We start from the raw sequence: 15,377 nt of genomic DNA on the forward strand, positions 1-15,377 counted from the left end.
TATGTTTAAGCAATACCTGCAAGTAACAAAACCAGGCATCATCTTTGGCAACCTGATCTCGGTGATCGGAGGGTTCCTGCTGGCTTCTAAAGGCAGCATCGATTACGCCCTCTTTATCTCCACGCTGATTGGGGTGTCACTGGTGGTTGCGTCCGGTTGTGTATTTAACAACTACATCGACATGGATATCGACAGGAAGATGGAAAGGACGAAAAATCGGGTGCTGGTAAAAGGCCTGATGTCTCCTGCCGTCTCGCTGGTGTACGCCACCTTGCTGGGTATTGCTGGCTTTATGCTGCTGTGGTTCGGTGCCAACCCTCTGGCCTGCTGGCTGGGGGTAATGGGTTTCGTGGTTTATGTGGGCGTCTACAGCCTCTATATGAAGCGTCACTCCGTCTACGGTACGTTGATTGGTTCTCTCTCCGGCGCTGCGCCGCCGGTGATTGGCTACTGCGCAGTCACCAACGAGTTCGACAGCGGTGCGCTCATCCTGCTGGCTATCTTTAGCCTGTGGCAGATGCCGCACTCCTACGCCATTGCGATTTTCCGCTTTAAGGATTATCAGGCAGCGAACATCCCGGTCCTGCCGGTGGTGAAAGGCATCTCTGTCGCCAAGAACCATATCACCCTCTACATCATCGCTTTTGCGGTGGCTACGCTGATGCTCTCTCTGGGCGGTTACGCCGGATATAAATATCTGGTGGTGGCTGCAGCGGTCAGCGTCTGGTGGCTCGGCATGGCGCTGCGCGGTTATAAAGTTGAAGATGATAAAGTCTGGGCGCGTAAGCTGTTCGGCTTCTCGATCATCGCTATTACCGCGCTGAGCGTCATGATGTCTGTAGATTTTATGGTCCCGGACTCACATAGCCTGCTGACTTACGTCTGGTAAGTTTAATAACCTGACGTCTGCCCGCCAGACGTCAGCGCAAAAAAGCCCGCCATCTTCATGGTCGCGGGCTTTTTTTATATTAAAGATTGATAGTTTACGGCTTATAAATAAAAACAAAATATCAATTAAGCCAAAAAGAGAGCATATAAACCGCAGTATATAATATTAACTATCCAAAAATATTGACCGATGGTAATCTTGCGCCGTGGGTAGTTAGCCCACTCGTTAACTTCATTTAATAAGGAAATATAAAATGAAAGAATTATCAGTTCAAGAAATTCAATTCGTATCCGGTGGTTTCAGCCTGTTCGGCGCAATGAGCGGCTTCAACAGCTTCCTGGCTAATGCTTCTCAGAGCTTCGGTACTTTCGCCCTGAACTCCGGTGCTGCCTTCGCTGACTTCGTGGCTGATAGCGCTGCTGCGTTTGGTGATTTCCTGAAAGGTGATTCAAACTGGAATGGTTTCGCGGCTAAAAGTGCCAATAGCTGGGATAAATTTACCGACACCGCTGGTAAAAACTGGTCCGAATTCAAGGATAACGCTTCCGCTGGCTGGAACAGCTTCCTGGATGGCGCCAAAGCGTAATTCGCTATGAATAAAGAGTCAGGGAGATTGTCCCTGACTCAATACTATTATTATTTAACGCATTATATTTTTATAATTATTACCGCTCTTTTAATCGTGAAGGACCACGCCACTCTCTATTAACGCGACACAAACGCAGCTCATCAATAATCCTTCTTCGGTTTAATCGCACAAATCATTAACTCCAGAAATAATTGTTTATCATCACTCTGTTTACCCCACCCCGCTCTCAGACTACACTGGACGCGCTTTTTAGACAGAGGTGGTAATGAACGATTATAAAATGACGCCAGGCGAGCTACGCGCGACCTGGGGTTTGGGGACAGTTTTTTCACTGCGCATGCTCGGCATGTTCATGGTCCTGCCGGTCCTGACGACATACGGTATGGCGTTACAGGGCGCAAGTGAGGCGCTGATTGGCCTTGCCATCGGCATTTATGGCCTGGCGCAGGCAATATTTCAGATCCCCTTTGGCCTGCTTTCCGATCGCGTCGGCCGTAAACCGTTAATCGTCGGCGGGCTGCTGGTGTTTGTCGCCGGTAGCGTGATTGCCGCCCTCTCCCACTCTATCTGGGGCATTATTCTCGGTCGCGCGTTGCAGGGCTCCGGTGCCATTGCCGCCGCCGTGATGGCGCTGCTTTCCGATCTGACCCGTGAACAGAACCGCACCAAAGCGATGGCCTTTATTGGCGTCAGCTTCGGCGTGACCTTCGCCATCGCCATGGTACTGGGTCCGATTATCACGCATGCACTTGGGTTACACGCCTTGTTCTGGATGATTGCCGTGCTGGCGACGCTGGGTATCGCCCTGACGATATGGGTAGTGCCGGACAGCAAAAATCATGTGCTGAACCGCGAGTCTGGAATGGTGAAAGGCTGCTTCAGCAAAGTACTGGTTGAGCCGCGCCTGCTGAAACTCAACTTTGGCATTATGTGCCTGCACATTTTGTTGATGTCTACCTTCGTCGCCCTGCCCGGCCAGCTTGCCGCAGCGGGTTTTCCTGCGGCCGAGCACTGGAAAATCTACCTGGTGACCATGCTCATCTCGTTTGTCTCCGTGGTGCCATTTATTATTTATGCCGAAGTGAAGCGCCGGATGAAGCGCGTCTTCATCACCTGCGTCGCTCTGTTGTTGATTGCGGAAATTGTGTTGTGGGGCTCAGGCCCGCACTTCTGGGAGCTGGTTGCCGGGGTGCAGCTGTTCTTCCTTGCGTTCAACCTGATGGAAGCCCTGCTGCCGTCCTTGATCAGTAAAGAGTCGCCGGCAGGCTATAAAGGCACGGCAATGGGGATCTACTCCACCAGCCAGTTTATCGGCGTGGCAATCGGCGGGTCATTGGGCGGCTGGGTTGATGGCCTGTTTGATTCGCAAACCGTTTTCCTCGCGGGTGCGCTGCTGGCAACCCTCTGGCTGCTGGTCGCCAGCACCATGAAAGAACCGAAGTATGTCAGTAGCCTGCGGGTGGAAATTCCGTCTGATGTGAATATCAGCGATGCCTTAAAACAGCGCCTTGAAGCCAAAGAGGGAGTCAGTGAGGTATTACTGGTACCTGAGGAGCGCAGTTTGTATGTCAAAATCGACAGTAAAGTGACAAACCGCTTTGAAGTTGAACAGGCCCTGAAAGCCTGAAAAAATGCCCGGCTTAGCCGGGCATTCTCTTAATCGCGGAAGTTCTTGAACTGGAACGGCTGGCCGAGATCGCCGCCGCGTACCAGCGCCATCACGCTCTGCAGATCGTCGCGGGATTTCCCGGTTACACGAATCTCTTCGCCCTGAATCTGCGCCTGTACCTTCAGCTTGCTATCTTTGATGAGCTTAACGATCTTCTTCTGAACCGCGCTCTCAATGCCCTGCTTCAGTTTGGCCTCAACAAACCAGGTTTTACCGCTGTGAACAAAATCTTCTGGCACATCCAGGGATGTCCCCTCGATGCCGCGCTTCAGCAGTTTTGCGCGCAGAATATCGAGCAGCTGATTCACCTGAAAGTCAGACTCGCTCAACACCTTAATTGTCTTATTCGCGTCATTCAGCTCAAATGAAGCCTCAACGCCACGAAAATCGAAGCGAGACTCAACCTCGCGGCTGGCGTTGTCCACGCCGTTACGTACTTCCTGGATATCAACTTCGGAAACAATATCGAAAGATGGCATCTTTTCTTCTCCCTTCACTTTTGTTGCGTTGCATAATACCCGCTACGGGGCATAACTCAACAGAAGCTTAGTTGTCGACGCTATACTAAATGTTGAAACACCTGGTGCAGTTGCAGGTGAGGAGGAACGATGAAAATTACCGTGCTCGGATGCGGAGCATTGGGACAACTTTGGCTCACCGCACTTTGCAAACATGGGCATGAAGTACAGGGCTGGCTGCGCGTGCCACAGCCCTATTGCAGTGTAAACGTAATTGAAGAAGACGGAAGTATCTTTAACGAATCGCTGATCGCTAATGACCCTGACTTTCTGGCGCAAAGCGATCTGCTACTGGTCACCCTGAAAGCCTGGCAGGTTTCCGATGCCGTCCGGGCGCTGGCAACCACCCTCCCCCGCGCCTCCCCAATCATATTGCTACACAACGGCATGGGCACCATTGAAGAGCTCAGACACGTCCACCAGCCACTGCTGATGGCAATCACCACCCATGCTGCCCGCCGGGATGGCAATGTAATTGTTCATGTCGCCAGCGGCATGACCCATATCGGCCCTGCACGTGACCAGGAGGGTGACTACAGCTATCTGGCGGATCGCTTTCAGCAGGTGCTGCCGGATGTCGCCTGGCACGATAACATTCGTCCACAGATGTGGCGCAAGCTGGCGGTAAACTGCGTGATCAATCCGCTAACTGCCCTGCTGGATTGCCCGAACGGCGAGCTTAAACATCACCCTGAGGAGGTGGCAACCCTGTGCGCTGAGGTGGCTGCCGTGGTGGAGCGGGAAGGCATTCACACCTCAGTGGATGATATTCGCTATTACGTCGAAGAGGTCATTGAGAGTACGGCGCAGAATATCTCCTCGATGCTGCAGGATATCCGCGCTCTGCGCCATACTGAAATTGACTATATTACCGGTTACCTGCTAAAACGCGCCCGGGCACACGGTATTAGCGTGCCAGAAAATGTCCGGCTGTATGAACAGGTTAAACGTAAGGAGAGTGAGTATGAGCGCGTCGGCACTGGTATGCCTCGCCCCTGGTAGCGAAGAGACCGAAGCGGTCACCACCATCGATCTGCTGGTTCGCGCCGGGATTAGCGTCACAACGGCAAGCGTCGCCAGCGATGGCAACCTGGTCATCACCTGCTCTCGTGGGGTGAAGATTGTGGCAGATGCACCGCTGGTGGAAGTCGCCGACGGTGATTACGACGTTATCGTCCTGCCGGGTGGCCTGAAAGGCGCCGAGTGCTTCCGCGACAGCCCGCTGCTGGTTGAGACGGTCAGGCAGTTCCACCATTCCGGGCGGATCGTCGCGGCTATTTGCGCGGCGGCGGCCACGGTGCTGGTTCCGCACAATATCTTCCCGATCGGCAACATGACCGGTTTCCCGACGCTGAAGGATAAGATCCCCGAAGAGCAATGGGTGGATAAGCGTATGGTCTGGGATCCGCGCGTCAACCTGCTCACCAGCCAGGGGCCAGGAACCTCGATTGATTTTGCGTTGAAGATTATTGAGCTGCTGGTTGGGCGCGAAAAAGCGTATGAAGTGGCCTCATCGCTGGTGATGGCGGCGGGAATTTATAATTATTACGAAGCGTAGAAATTGCCCGGCGGCGCTACGCTTGCCGGGCCTACAAAGCACGACCAGGCCGGGTAAGGCGTAGCCGCCACCCGGCACAACCACTACGGGCGATACACCTTCACATTGGTAAAGCCCTGCTCGCGCAGATAGAGCGCCTGCAGGCGGCTCATCACTCCGCGCTCGCACCACAGCAGATAGGTTTTGCTCTTATCGAGATCGCCAAATTTGGTGCTCAGCTTGTAGAACGGCAGTGAGGCCACTTCTACCCCCTCCGGCTCAAACGGCTTCGCATCCTGCTCATCGACGGAGCGGATATCCAGCAGCACGTCATCCGGGCCGAAACCGTTAACGGTCTCCACTTCGACGACGTCCTGCTCGGTCTGCTGGGCGATTTCGCGGATATCGATGTTAGAGGCTTCCTCCACCACTTTATCAAGAATGGAGAAGTCGAAGTTCTCCTCTTCCGCTTCGATCTTCGCCTTCACCGCTTTGACCGTCGGGCTCTTTGAGATCACGCCGCAGTATTCTGGCATGGTGCGGGCAAAGTCTTCGGTGCCGATCTCACGCGCCAGATCGATGATGTGCTCTTTGTCGTGAGAGATCAGCGGACGCAGGATCAGCGTGTCGGAGACATTGTCGATAAGACGCAGGTTGGTCAGAGTCTGGCTGGAGACCTGGCCCAGCGCTTCGCCGGTCACCAGCGCCTGTACGCCATAGCGTTCAGCGACTTTTGAGGCCGCACGCACCATCATACGCTTCAGCACTACGCCCATCTGGCCGTCGTCCACTTTTTCGAGGATTTCACCCACCACAGGTTCAAAGTTAATGGCAACAAAACGGACGCGGTGGGAGCTGCCGAAGCGGTTCCAGAGATAGTGCGCAACCTGACGCACGCCAATTTCATGGGCAGCGCCGCCAAGGTTAAAGAAGCAGTAGTGTACGCGGCAGCCGCGACGCATCAGCATATAGCTGGAAACACCGGAGTCGAAACCGCCGGAGATCAGCGACAGCACATCTTCCTGAGTACCAATCGGGAAACCGCCAATCCCTTCATAGCGCCCTTTAACCAGCAGCAGACGGTCGTTTTCGATTTCCAGGTGAACGGTCACTTCCGGGTTGGTCAGGCGCACGCGCGCAGACTCAACGTGCTGATTCAGACCGCCGCCCACGTAGCGTTCCACTTCAATCGAGCTAAACTCATGCTTACCGCGACGCTTGGCGCGTACACAGAAGGTTTTACCCTCGATCTGATCGCGATACTGCGCCAAGGCCTGTTCGAAAATGTCGTGCAGGGAAGTGAAGGGCACATCTTCCACTTCCAGAATATGGTGGATCCCCGGGATACGGGTTAAGGCATCACGAATGTCCAGGCGCTTGTTTTCATCTTTAGCGCGGACTTCAACATGATCCCAGTGACGCACGACGGCAAGGGTTTCGTCGTAGTGCTTCAGAACGTTACGAATGTTCCCGGTTAAAATTTTAATAAAGCGCAAACGCACAGATTGGCTTTTGATGGTGATTTCCGGGAACAATTTAATGATAAACTTCATGGCGGCAATGTTTCTTTGGCAAGCATTTAAGCTTGTAATGGAAAAGTACAGCAGCCCCTATAACCGAAGGCTGCTTCCAGGCGCGCAAGTATACCACCATCAGGCGCCTCCTGTGCACATTGCGCGTTATTTGATAATTACCCTGAGTCCGATACCATATCAGGGATAAAAAACTGAGAGTCAGACATTCACTATGCCGAAGAAAAACGATGCACCTGCCAGTTTCGAAACTGCGCTGAGTGAACTGGAGCAAATCGTTACCCGTCTGGAAAGCGGCGACCTGCCGTTAGAAGAGGCGCTTAATGAATTCGAACGCGGTGTGCAGCTGGCGCGCCAGGGCCAGGTAAAGCTGCAACAGGCGGAACAGCGCGTGCAGATCCTGCTCTCCGATAACGAAGACGCAGCCACCACTCCCTTCACCCCGGATGCCGAGTAGATGGATTTTTCGAACCAGCTTCAGGCGTGTGTCGAGCGTGCTAACGACGCACTGCGCCGTTTTATAGAACCGCAGCCTTTTCAGAACACTCCACTGGTTGAGGCCATGCATTATGGCGCACTGTTAGGCGGTAAGCGCCTGCGTCCTTTTCTGGTCTATGCCACTGGCAGAATGTTCGGTATCAGCCTGGATACGCTGGATGCCCCGGCCGCTGCGGTCGAATGTGTTCATGCCTATTCGCTGATCCATGACGATCTCCCGGCAATGGACGACGACGATCTGCGCCGCGGCCAACCGACCTGCCATATTAAGTTTGGCGAAGCGAATGCCATTCTGGCTGGCGATGCCCTGCAAACGCTGGCGTTTTCGATCCTGAGCGATGCACCGATGGTGGAAGTGGCGGATCGCGACCGTCTGGCGATGGTTTCTGAGCTGGCGAGGGCCAGCGGGGTTGCCGGTATGTGCGGCGGCCAGGCGCTGGATCTGGAGGCAGAAGGCCGTCAGGTTAATCTGGAACAGCTGGAGCGCATTCATCGTCACAAGACCGGGGCACTGATTCGCGCCGCCGTTCGTCTGGGGGCGCTGAGCGCGGGTGAGCGGGGACGCGAAGCCCTGCCGATTCTGGATCGCTACGCAGAGAGTATCGGTTTAGCGTTCCAGGTTCAGGATGACATTCTGGATGTCGTGGGCGATACTGCAACATTGGGTAAACGTCAGGGTGCCGATCAGCAGCTTGGCAAAAGTACCTATCCCGCCCTTCTGGGCCTTGAGCAAGCCCGACAAAAAGCCCGGGACCTGATTGATGACGCCCGCCAGTCGCTGAATCAACTGGCTGCGCAGTCACTGGACACCTCGGCACTGGAAGCGCTAGCGGACTATATAATCCAGCGTGATAAATAACGAAAACACCACGATGAGTCTCTGATGAGTTTTGATATTGCCAAATACCCGACACTGGCGTTGGTTGACTCCACCCAGGAGTTACGTCTGTTGCCGAAAGAGAGCCTGCCGAAGCTGTGCGACGAGCTGCGTCGCTATCTGCTCGACAGCGTAAGCCGCTCCAGCGGCCATTTCGCCTCCGGGCTTGGCACGGTGGAACTCACCGTGGCGCTGCATTATGTCTACAACACCCCGTTCGATCAGCTGATCTGGGATGTAGGCCATCAGGCTTATCCGCACAAAATTCTTACCGGCCGCCGCGATAAAATTGGCACCATTCGCCAGAAAGGCGGCCTGCATCCGTTCCCGTGGCGGGGCGAAAGCGAGTACGACGTGTTGAGCGTCGGCCACTCCTCCACCTCGATTTCTGCCGGGATCGGGGTAGCGGTCGCGGCGGCTAAAGAGAACAAACAGCGCCGCACCGTCTGCGTCATTGGCGATGGCGCGATCACCGCCGGGATGGCCTTTGAAGCGATGAATCACGCGGGTGATATCAAGCCAGACATGCTGGTTGTCCTCAACGACAACGAGATGTCGATTTCTGAAAACGTCGGGGCGCTGAACAACCACCTGGCGAATCTACTCTCCGGCAAGCTCTACTCCACCCTGCGTGAAGGCGGCAAAAAAGTGCTCTCCGGCGTGCCGCCCATTAAAGAGCTGCTGCGTCGCACCGAAGAGCACATCAAAGGGATGGTGGTTCCCGGCACGCTGTTTGAAGAGCTGGGCTTTAACTACATCGGCCCGGTGGATGGTCACGACGTTCTGGGCCTGGTCAGCACCCTGAAAAATATGCGTGACCTGAAAGGCCCGCAATTCCTGCATATCATGACCAAAAAAGGTCGTGGCTATGAACCGGCGGAAAAAGATCCCATCACCTTCCACGCGGTACCTAAATTCGATCCGACCAGCGGCTGCCTGCCAAAAAGCAGCGGCGGCATGCCGAGCTACTCAAAAATCTTCGGTGACTGGCTGTGTGAAACCGCCGCCAAAGACGGCAAGCTGATGGCCGTGACCCCGGCGATGCGCGAAGGCTCCGGGATGGTCGAGTTCTCCCGCAAATACCCGACCCAGTATTTTGATGTCGCCATCGCTGAGCAGCATGCGGTGACCTTTGCCGCGGGCCTGGCGATTGGCGGCTACAAACCGGTGGTGGCGATCTACTCTACCTTCCTGCAGCGCGCCTACGATCAGGTGATCCACGACGTCGCGATCCAGAAACTCCCGGTGCTGTTTGCCATTGACCGCGCGGGTATTGTCGGTGCCGACGGCCAGACGCACCAGGGGGCGTTCGATCTCTCCTTCTTGCGCTGTATCCCGGATATGGTAGTGATGACCCCGAGCGACGAGAACGAATGTCGTCAGATGCTGTTCACCGGCTATCACTATCAGGATGGCCCAACGGCCGTGCGTTATCCGCGCGGTAACGCGGTTGGCGTTACCCTTGAGCCGCTGGCAAAACTGCCGATTGGTAAAGGCGTGGTTAAGCGTCGCGGTGAAAAGCTGGCGATCCTCAATTTCGGTACGCTGATGCCGGAAGCGGCAAAAGTGGCGGAATCTCTTAACGCGACGCTGGTGGATATGCGCTTTGTGAAGCCGCTCGATGAGGCGCTGATCCTGGAGATGGCATCTGAGCACGAAGCGCTGATCACGCTCGAAGAGAATGCGATTATGGGCGGCGCGGGCAGCGGCGTGAACGAAGTGCTGATGGCGAAGCGTAAAGTTGTGCCTGTTCTGAACCTCGGCCTGCCGGATCACTTTATTCCGCAGGGTACCCAGGACGAAGCGCGCGCCGACATCGGCCTGGATGCCGCAGGTATCGAAGCGCGCATCGCCGCCTGGCTGGCGTAATCCCTCCCCTTTCCGCTCCTGCTATGCTTAACGGTACGTTTTAAGCAAACAGCAGGAGTGGAACCATGCAATACAATACATTAGGAAAAACGGATCTTAAGGTTTCCCGTCTTTGCCTGGGCTGCATGACCTTTGGCGAACCGGACCGGGGTAAACACGCCTGGACGCTGCCGGAAGAGAGCAGCCGTCCGATCATCAAACACGCCCTCGAAGGCGGCATTAACTTCTTTGATACCGCCAACAGCTACTCCGACGGCAGCAGCGAAGAGATTGTTGGCCGGGCGCTGCGCGATTTTGCCCGCCGCGAGGAGGTAGTGGTCGCCACCAAGGTTTACCATCAGGTAGGCGATCTGCCGGAAGGCCTCTCCCGGGCGCAGATCCTGCGCTCCATTGATGACAGCCTGCGCCGCCTGAATATGGAGTATGTCGATCTCCTGCAGATCCACCGCTGGGATTACAACACCCCGATTGAAGAGACGCTGGAAGCGCTGAATGACGTGGTCAGAGCAGGTAAGGCGCGCTATATCGGCGCGTCGTCGATGCATGCCGCGCAGTTTGCCGACGCGCTGGCATTACAGGAACAGCACGGCTGGGCACCGTTCGTCACTATGCAGGATCACTACAATCTTATCTACCGCGAAGAAGAGCGGGAGATGCTGCCCCTCTGCTACCAGCATGGCGTGGCGGTGATTCCGTGGAGTCCGTTGGCGCGCGGGCGTTTAACCCGTCCGTGGGGCGAAACCACTGCCCGCTCGGTATCCGATGAATTTGGCAAAACGCTGTATGACGAAACCGAGGCCAACAACGCGCAAATCGCTGAGCGCTTAACGGGCGTTGCCGAGGATCTTGGCGTAACGCGCGCCCAGGTGGCACTGGCATGGGTGCTGAGCAAACGGGGCGTAGCCGCACCGATTATCGGTGCCTCGCGGGAAGAGCAGCTGGATGAGCTGATCAACGCCGTGGACATCACTCTGACGCCGGAGCAAATTGCCGAGCTGGAGACGCCGTACAAGGAGCATCCGGTGGTGGGGTTTAAATAGATGTGAACGCATTTGTAGGCCGGGTAAGCGCAGCGCCACCCGGCAATACAAGCCCCACAGAACTATGCGAAGTGGTCGTAACCTTTCCAGTCGAGCGTCACCGGCTCGCCGTTCTGCACAAATTGCAGCCCTTCGCTCTCCGGCATAATCTGGCCGATACAGGTAAACCCTGCCCCCAGATTGGCTAACGCCACATCCAGCGTGCCGCGGTTCAGCTCGGGTACGGTAAAGCACAGCTCGTAATCTTCCCCGCCGGAGAGCGCCCAACGCAGCGCCTGCTCTGGCTCCACATGCCTGCGCATCGCCTCAGAGAGCGGGAAGTGATCGAGGTCGATCCGCGCGCCCACGCCGCTGGCTTTCAGAATGTGGCCGAGATCGGAGATCAGGCCATCGGAGAGATCGATAGCTGAACTGGCGCGATCGCGCAGCGCCTGACCGTGCAGAATACGCGGCGTCGGGCGCAGATGGCGCTGCACGAAATAGGCCGCGTCATCGGCGTTTTCCACCATCAGGCGCTTCTGCAAAATCGCCAGCCCCGCCGCGCTGTCACCCGGCGTACCGGTGACATAAATCCAGTCGCCCGGCTTCGCGCCAGCGCGTTTCAGCGCGCGGCCTGCTGGTACGTAACCGTGGATCGCCAGGGTCATCGACAGCGGCCCGGCAGTCGTGTCGCCGCCGATCAGCTGCATATCGTAGTAGTTAAGCTGCTCAAACAGCGCATCGCTGAAGGCCTCGAGCCAGCTTTCATCGACCTCTGGCAGGGTCAGCGCCAGGGTTAACCACGCCGGATCGGCCCCCATTGCCGCCAGATCGCTCACGTTTACCGCCAGCGCTTTGTACGCCAGATCGGCAGGATCAATATCCGGCAGGAAATGGTTACCGCACACCAGGGTGTCGGTGCTGATCGCCAGCGTCTGTTTTTCGGGAATATTGAGAAGTGCACAGTCGTCGCCGATGCCGGTTTCCACATCGCGACGCGAGCTTCTGACTCGGTCAAAATAACGGGCAATCAGGGAAAATTCGCCGCATGCCATACGTTATGCCTCAGCAAAGAAAATAAAAAAACCGGAGCCCGCACCACCCAAAGGCAGTACGACACTCCGGCTTGCGGATCACTTTTTACGGGGACGGATCGCAGGTGCAGCTTTGTCCAGCACGCCATTCACAAATTTGTGGCTGTCTTCAGCACCGAAGGTTTTCGCCAGTTCGATCGCTTCGTTGATGGCCACTTTGTAAGGCACATCGTCACGTTTAGACAACTCAAACAGTGCGATACGCAGCACCGCTTTTTCAACCTGACCCAGCTCTTCGAGCAGACGGGAGAGGTACGGCTTCATCAGACCGTCGAGATACGCGCTATTAGTCGCCACTCCCGACAGCAGTTCACGGAAGTACACGACGTCAACGTCTTTGACGTCTTGTTCCGCCAGGAACTGGTATTCAACATCAGCGATGTCGTTCTGGGACAACTGCCAGGAGTAAAGTGCCTGAACGGCACATTCACGGGCGCGGCGACGAGCAGCAGGTTTCACGGAATTCCCCTTACAAAAAAATCAGGCCTTGATGGCTTTCAATACATTGATCATTTCAAGCGCGGTCAGTGCAGCTTCTGCACCTTTGTTACCGGCTTTGGTGCCAGCACGTTCGATGGCTTGTTCAATACTTTCAGTGGTGAGTACGCCGAACGCGACAGGAATTTCTGCATCCTGCGCCACGTGCGCCAGACCGTTGCTTGCGCCACCCGCAACATATTCAAAGTGCGCGGTACCGCCACGAATCACCGTACCCAGTGCGATTACCGCATCGTATTTGCCGGTTTTCGCCAGTGCGCCCGCTGCCAGTGGCAGTTCGTAAGCACCCGGAACCCAGACAACGGTAATGTTTTCGTCTTTCACCTGGCCGATACGTTTCAGGGCGTCAATCGCGCCATCCAGCAGGCTGTCGTTGATGAAGTTGTTGAAACGCGCAATGGTGATGGCGACGCGAGCGTCCGGGGTAGCAACGGCTGCTTCAATAATGTTCATACTCTTCCTTAACGGGTTCATTTGGTGGCCCCGCAGGGGGGCGGATTTTATCATAATATTTTGCGCACTGCTTCCCTATTTAGGCAAGCCTTACGCGGTGGTCAGGTGAAGACAGACATCCGGCCCAACCGGACGTATTTCGCTGAAGCTAAATGCCGGTGCATCCGCCAGTTTTTCCAGCCCTGGCAAGGCGCACAGGCCGCGCGCGTCGTTGCCTAACAGTTTAGGCGCAAGATAGACGATCAGCTCATCCACCAGCCCCGCCTGCAACAGCGCCCCGGCGAGCGTCGGGCCAGCTTCGACCCAGATGCTGTTGATCTGCTGTTTGCCCAACAGCATCATCAGCACCACTAAATCGAGATGTCCTTTATGCTCCGGCACCAGAATGGTGCGCACGCCTTCCGGCCAGCTACGGTCATCATCCTGGGTGCGGGCAAACCAGGTCTCGCCTGGCTGCTGCACAATGCGGTGCTCAGGGGTAACAAGATTCTGCCGATCGACCACAATCCGCAGCGGCTGGCGTAAATTCTCTTGCGGGTAGAGTGCCTGAGTATCCGCGTTTAGCTCATCCCAGCGCACGGTCAGCGCAGGATCGTCGGCCAGCACAGTGGCATGCGTGGTGAGAATAGCATGGCTTTGCGCGCGCAGACGTTGCACATCGCGCCTTGCCTGTGGGGAGGTGATCCACTGGCTTTCACCGCTGGCCATTGCCGTGCGGCCATCCAGCGACGCGCCAAGTTTCAACTGCACGTAAGGGAAACCGGTCCGCATCCGCTTGAGAAAACCTTTATTCAGGCGTTCGGCTTCACTCATCATCAGGCCGTGGCTGACCTCAATCCCAGCCTCCTGAAGGCGGTACAGACCGCGCCCGGCTACCTGCGGATTAGGGTCCTGCATCGCCGCCACAACCCGTGAAACGCCAGCGGCAATCAGGGCATCGCAGCAGGGCGGGGTTCGGCCATGATGGCTACAAGGCTCCAGCGTGACGTAGGCGGTTGCGCCCCGCGCCTTCTCGCCGGCCATGCGCAGGGCATGGACTTCGGCATGGGGCTCCCCGGCACGGTAGTGAAAACCCTCCCCGACGATCTCGCCATCCTTCACAATGACGCAGCCGACATTTGGATTGGGATGGGTGGTAAAACGCCCGCGTTGCGCCAGCTTGAGCGCTCGCGCCATGTAAATCTCATCCAGCATGGGTTTAATCCTGTAGGCGGGCGATCTCTTCGCCGAACTCTTTGATATCTTCGAAACTGCGATACACGGAAGCAAAGCGGATATAGGCAACTTTATCGAGCTTTTTGAGCTGCTCCATCACCAGGTTACCGATCATTTTACTTGGCACTTCGCGTTCGCCGGTGGCGCGCAGCTGGGTTTTGATGTGATTAAGCGCCATTTCAACGTCGTCTGCGCTCACTGGCCGTTTTTCCAGTGCCTTGAGCATCCCGCTGCGCAGTTTTTCTTCGTTGAACGGTTCGCGGATGTCGTTACTTTTCACCACACGCGGCATCACCAGCTCAGCCACTTCAAAAGTCGTGAAACGTTCGTTACACACCAGGCACTGCCGACGGCGGCGCACGGACGAGCCCTCTCCCACGAGTCGGGAGTCGATTACTTTGGTATCCACGGCGAGACAGAATGGGCAATGCATACGGTGTCCTGACTATCGGGTTAACTGAACTCTATTTTACCCCGAACTGGCTCCACAACAAAGAAGGAGCGTTTTTGAGATAAAGGATCTATACGAACGCCTGCGTCGTTGACTACCCTTAGCAGAATCCGATATTTCAGGGAAATAAGTGCCATGACAAGACGTTACCTGAGGATCCTGCTGGTGGGAAGCCTCTTTAGCCTTAGCGCCTGCGCGCAGCAAAGCGAAGTTCGTCAGATGAACCAGAGCATCAGTTCGCTGAACACAACCATGAACAAGCTGAACCAGGAAACCGTCAAAATCACCCAGCAGAATGCGCTGAACGCCAAATCGACCAGCGGCGTCTATCTGCTGCCAGGGTCAAACACCCCTGCCCGGCTGAACAGCCAGATCGGCACGCTGCGTATGTCGCTGATGAATGTTGCGCCTAATGCCGATGGCACCCGGGCCACGCTGCGCATCCAGGGCGAATCCAACGATCCGCTGCCGGCATTTAGCGCCACCGTAGAGTGGGGCCAGATTCAGGGCACGACCGACAGCTTCCAGGAGCTGAACGTTCAGACCCAGCTCATTAATGCTCCGGCCAGTGTGCTGGCCCCCAGCGATGTTGACATCCCGCTGCAGCTAAACGGCATGACGCCCGATCAGCTCGGCTTTATCCGCATCCACGATATTCAGCCCGTCGCG

General features: G+C 56.0%; 17 protein-coding genes. 10 read left to right on the forward strand and 7 right to left on the reverse strand.

The annotated features are described in order from the left end of the window. Nucleotide 1 precedes the first annotated feature (1 nt). The 3 genes from cyoE to WFM46_RS03105 all read left to right on the forward strand — a co-directional run bounded on the left by cyoE (nucleotide 2) and on the right by WFM46_RS03105 (nucleotide 3,105). Nucleotides 2–889 (forward strand): heme o synthase, encoded by an 888-nt coding sequence (cyoE, locus tag WFM46_RS03095; protein ID WP_103178474.1) that lies wholly within the window; start codon nucleotides 2–4, stop codon nucleotides 887–889. A 253-nt stretch (nucleotides 890–1,142) separates the two neighbouring features. After that, a complete protein-coding gene (locus tag WFM46_RS03100) occupies nucleotides 1,143–1,475 on the forward strand; it encodes a hypothetical protein (RefSeq protein WP_180209007.1) in 333 nt (110 codons plus the stop codon). A 268-nt stretch (nucleotides 1,476–1,743) separates the two neighbouring features. Continuing rightward, a complete protein-coding gene (locus WFM46_RS03105; RefSeq protein ID WP_103178472.1) occupies nucleotides 1,744–3,105 on the forward strand; it encodes an MFS transporter in 1,362 nt (453 codons plus the stop codon). Between the two features lie 29 nt (nucleotides 3,106–3,134). On the opposite strand, the gene WFM46_RS03110 is transcribed toward WFM46_RS03105, so the two are convergent. After that, nucleotides 3,135–3,626 carry a YajQ family cyclic di-GMP-binding protein gene (locus tag WFM46_RS03110; RefSeq protein WP_103178471.1) on the reverse strand — a complete coding sequence of 164 codons (492 nt, stop codon included), beginning with the start codon at nucleotides 3,624–3,626 and terminating at the stop codon, nucleotides 3,135–3,137. Between the two features lie 129 nt (nucleotides 3,627–3,755). Here WFM46_RS03110 and panE point away from each other — a divergent pair, with 129 nt between their 5' ends. Together panE and yajL are read left to right on the forward strand one after the other, a co-directional pair. After that, entirely contained in the window at nucleotides 3,756–4,667 is a 912-nt protein-coding gene (panE, locus tag WFM46_RS03115; RefSeq protein WP_336997046.1) for a 2-dehydropantoate 2-reductase, read from the forward strand. Beyond that, nucleotides 4,630–5,223: a protein deglycase YajL gene (gene yajL, locus WFM46_RS03120; RefSeq protein WP_103178469.1), complete on the forward strand. Its 594-nt coding sequence runs from the start codon at nucleotides 4,630–4,632 to the stop codon at nucleotides 5,221–5,223. Before panE ends, yajL begins: the two co-directional genes overlap by 38 nt. An 83-nt stretch (nucleotides 5,224–5,306) precedes the next feature. Here yajL and thiI read toward each other — a convergent pair whose 3' ends face one another. Next, nucleotides 5,307–6,755, reverse strand: a complete 1,449-nt coding sequence (gene thiI, locus WFM46_RS03125) for a tRNA uracil 4-sulfurtransferase ThiI (RefSeq protein ID WP_336997047.1) — start codon at nucleotides 6,753–6,755, stop codon at nucleotides 5,307–5,309. A 193-nt stretch (nucleotides 6,756–6,948) separates the two neighbouring features. Here thiI and xseB point away from each other — a divergent pair, with 193 nt between their 5' ends. The 4 genes from xseB to WFM46_RS03145 all read left to right on the forward strand — a co-directional run bounded on the left by xseB (nucleotide 6,949) and on the right by WFM46_RS03145 (nucleotide 11,018). After that, a complete protein-coding gene (xseB, locus tag WFM46_RS03130; RefSeq protein ID WP_032616819.1) occupies nucleotides 6,949–7,191 on the forward strand; it encodes an exodeoxyribonuclease VII small subunit in 243 nt (80 codons plus the stop codon). Then, nucleotides 7,192–8,091, forward strand: a complete 900-nt coding sequence (ispA, locus tag WFM46_RS03135; protein WP_103178467.1) for a (2E,6E)-farnesyl diphosphate synthase — start codon at nucleotides 7,192–7,194, stop codon at nucleotides 8,089–8,091. Nucleotides 8,092–8,115: 24 nt separating this feature from the next. Beyond that, a complete protein-coding gene (dxs, locus tag WFM46_RS03140; RefSeq protein ID WP_336997048.1) occupies nucleotides 8,116–9,978 on the forward strand; it encodes a 1-deoxy-D-xylulose-5-phosphate synthase in 1,863 nt (620 codons plus the stop codon). Between the two features lie 65 nt (nucleotides 9,979–10,043). Then, nucleotides 10,044–11,018, forward strand: coding sequence for an aldo/keto reductase (locus WFM46_RS03145; RefSeq protein ID WP_156653993.1), 975 nt, complete (start codon nucleotides 10,044–10,046; stop codon nucleotides 11,016–11,018). Between the two features lie 62 nt (nucleotides 11,019–11,080). On the opposite strand, the gene thiL is transcribed toward WFM46_RS03145, so the two are convergent. From thiL to nrdR, 5 genes are all read right to left on the reverse strand, one after another. After that, the gene (gene thiL, locus WFM46_RS03150) at nucleotides 11,081–12,052 is read right to left on the reverse strand and encodes a thiamine-phosphate kinase (RefSeq protein WP_103178464.1); all 972 of its coding nucleotides are present in this window, start codon (nucleotides 12,050–12,052) and stop codon (nucleotides 11,081–11,083) included. Nucleotides 12,053–12,130: 78 nt separating this feature from the next. After that, a complete protein-coding gene (gene nusB, locus WFM46_RS03155) occupies nucleotides 12,131–12,550 on the reverse strand; it encodes a transcription antitermination factor NusB (protein ID WP_032616814.1) in 420 nt (139 codons plus the stop codon). Nucleotides 12,551–12,571: 21 nt separating this feature from the next. Beyond that, the gene (gene ribH / locus WFM46_RS03160) at nucleotides 12,572–13,042 is read right to left on the reverse strand and encodes a 6,7-dimethyl-8-ribityllumazine synthase (RefSeq protein WP_039032362.1); all 471 of its coding nucleotides are present in this window, start codon (nucleotides 13,040–13,042) and stop codon (nucleotides 12,572–12,574) included. 90 nt (nucleotides 13,043–13,132) lie between these two features. Next, nucleotides 13,133–14,236, reverse strand: a complete 1,104-nt coding sequence (ribD, locus tag WFM46_RS03165) for a bifunctional diaminohydroxyphosphoribosylaminopyrimidine deaminase/5-amino-6-(5-phosphoribosylamino)uracil reductase RibD (RefSeq protein ID WP_336997049.1) — start codon at nucleotides 14,234–14,236, stop codon at nucleotides 13,133–13,135. Between the two features lie 4 nt (nucleotides 14,237–14,240). After that, entirely contained in the window at nucleotides 14,241–14,690 is a 450-nt protein-coding gene (gene nrdR / locus WFM46_RS03170) for a transcriptional regulator NrdR (protein ID WP_103178462.1), read from the reverse strand. Nucleotides 14,691–14,843: 153 nt separating this feature from the next. Between nrdR and WFM46_RS03175 the strand changes: the two genes are divergently transcribed. Then, nucleotides 14,844–15,377 (forward strand): DUF3251 domain-containing protein (locus tag WFM46_RS03175; protein ID WP_336997050.1); only part of this gene is annotated, 534 nt, incomplete at its 3' end.

Source organism: Leclercia sp. M50 (assembly GCF_037150775.1).
GTDB lineage: Bacteria > Pseudomonadota > Gammaproteobacteria > Enterobacterales > Enterobacteriaceae > Enterobacter.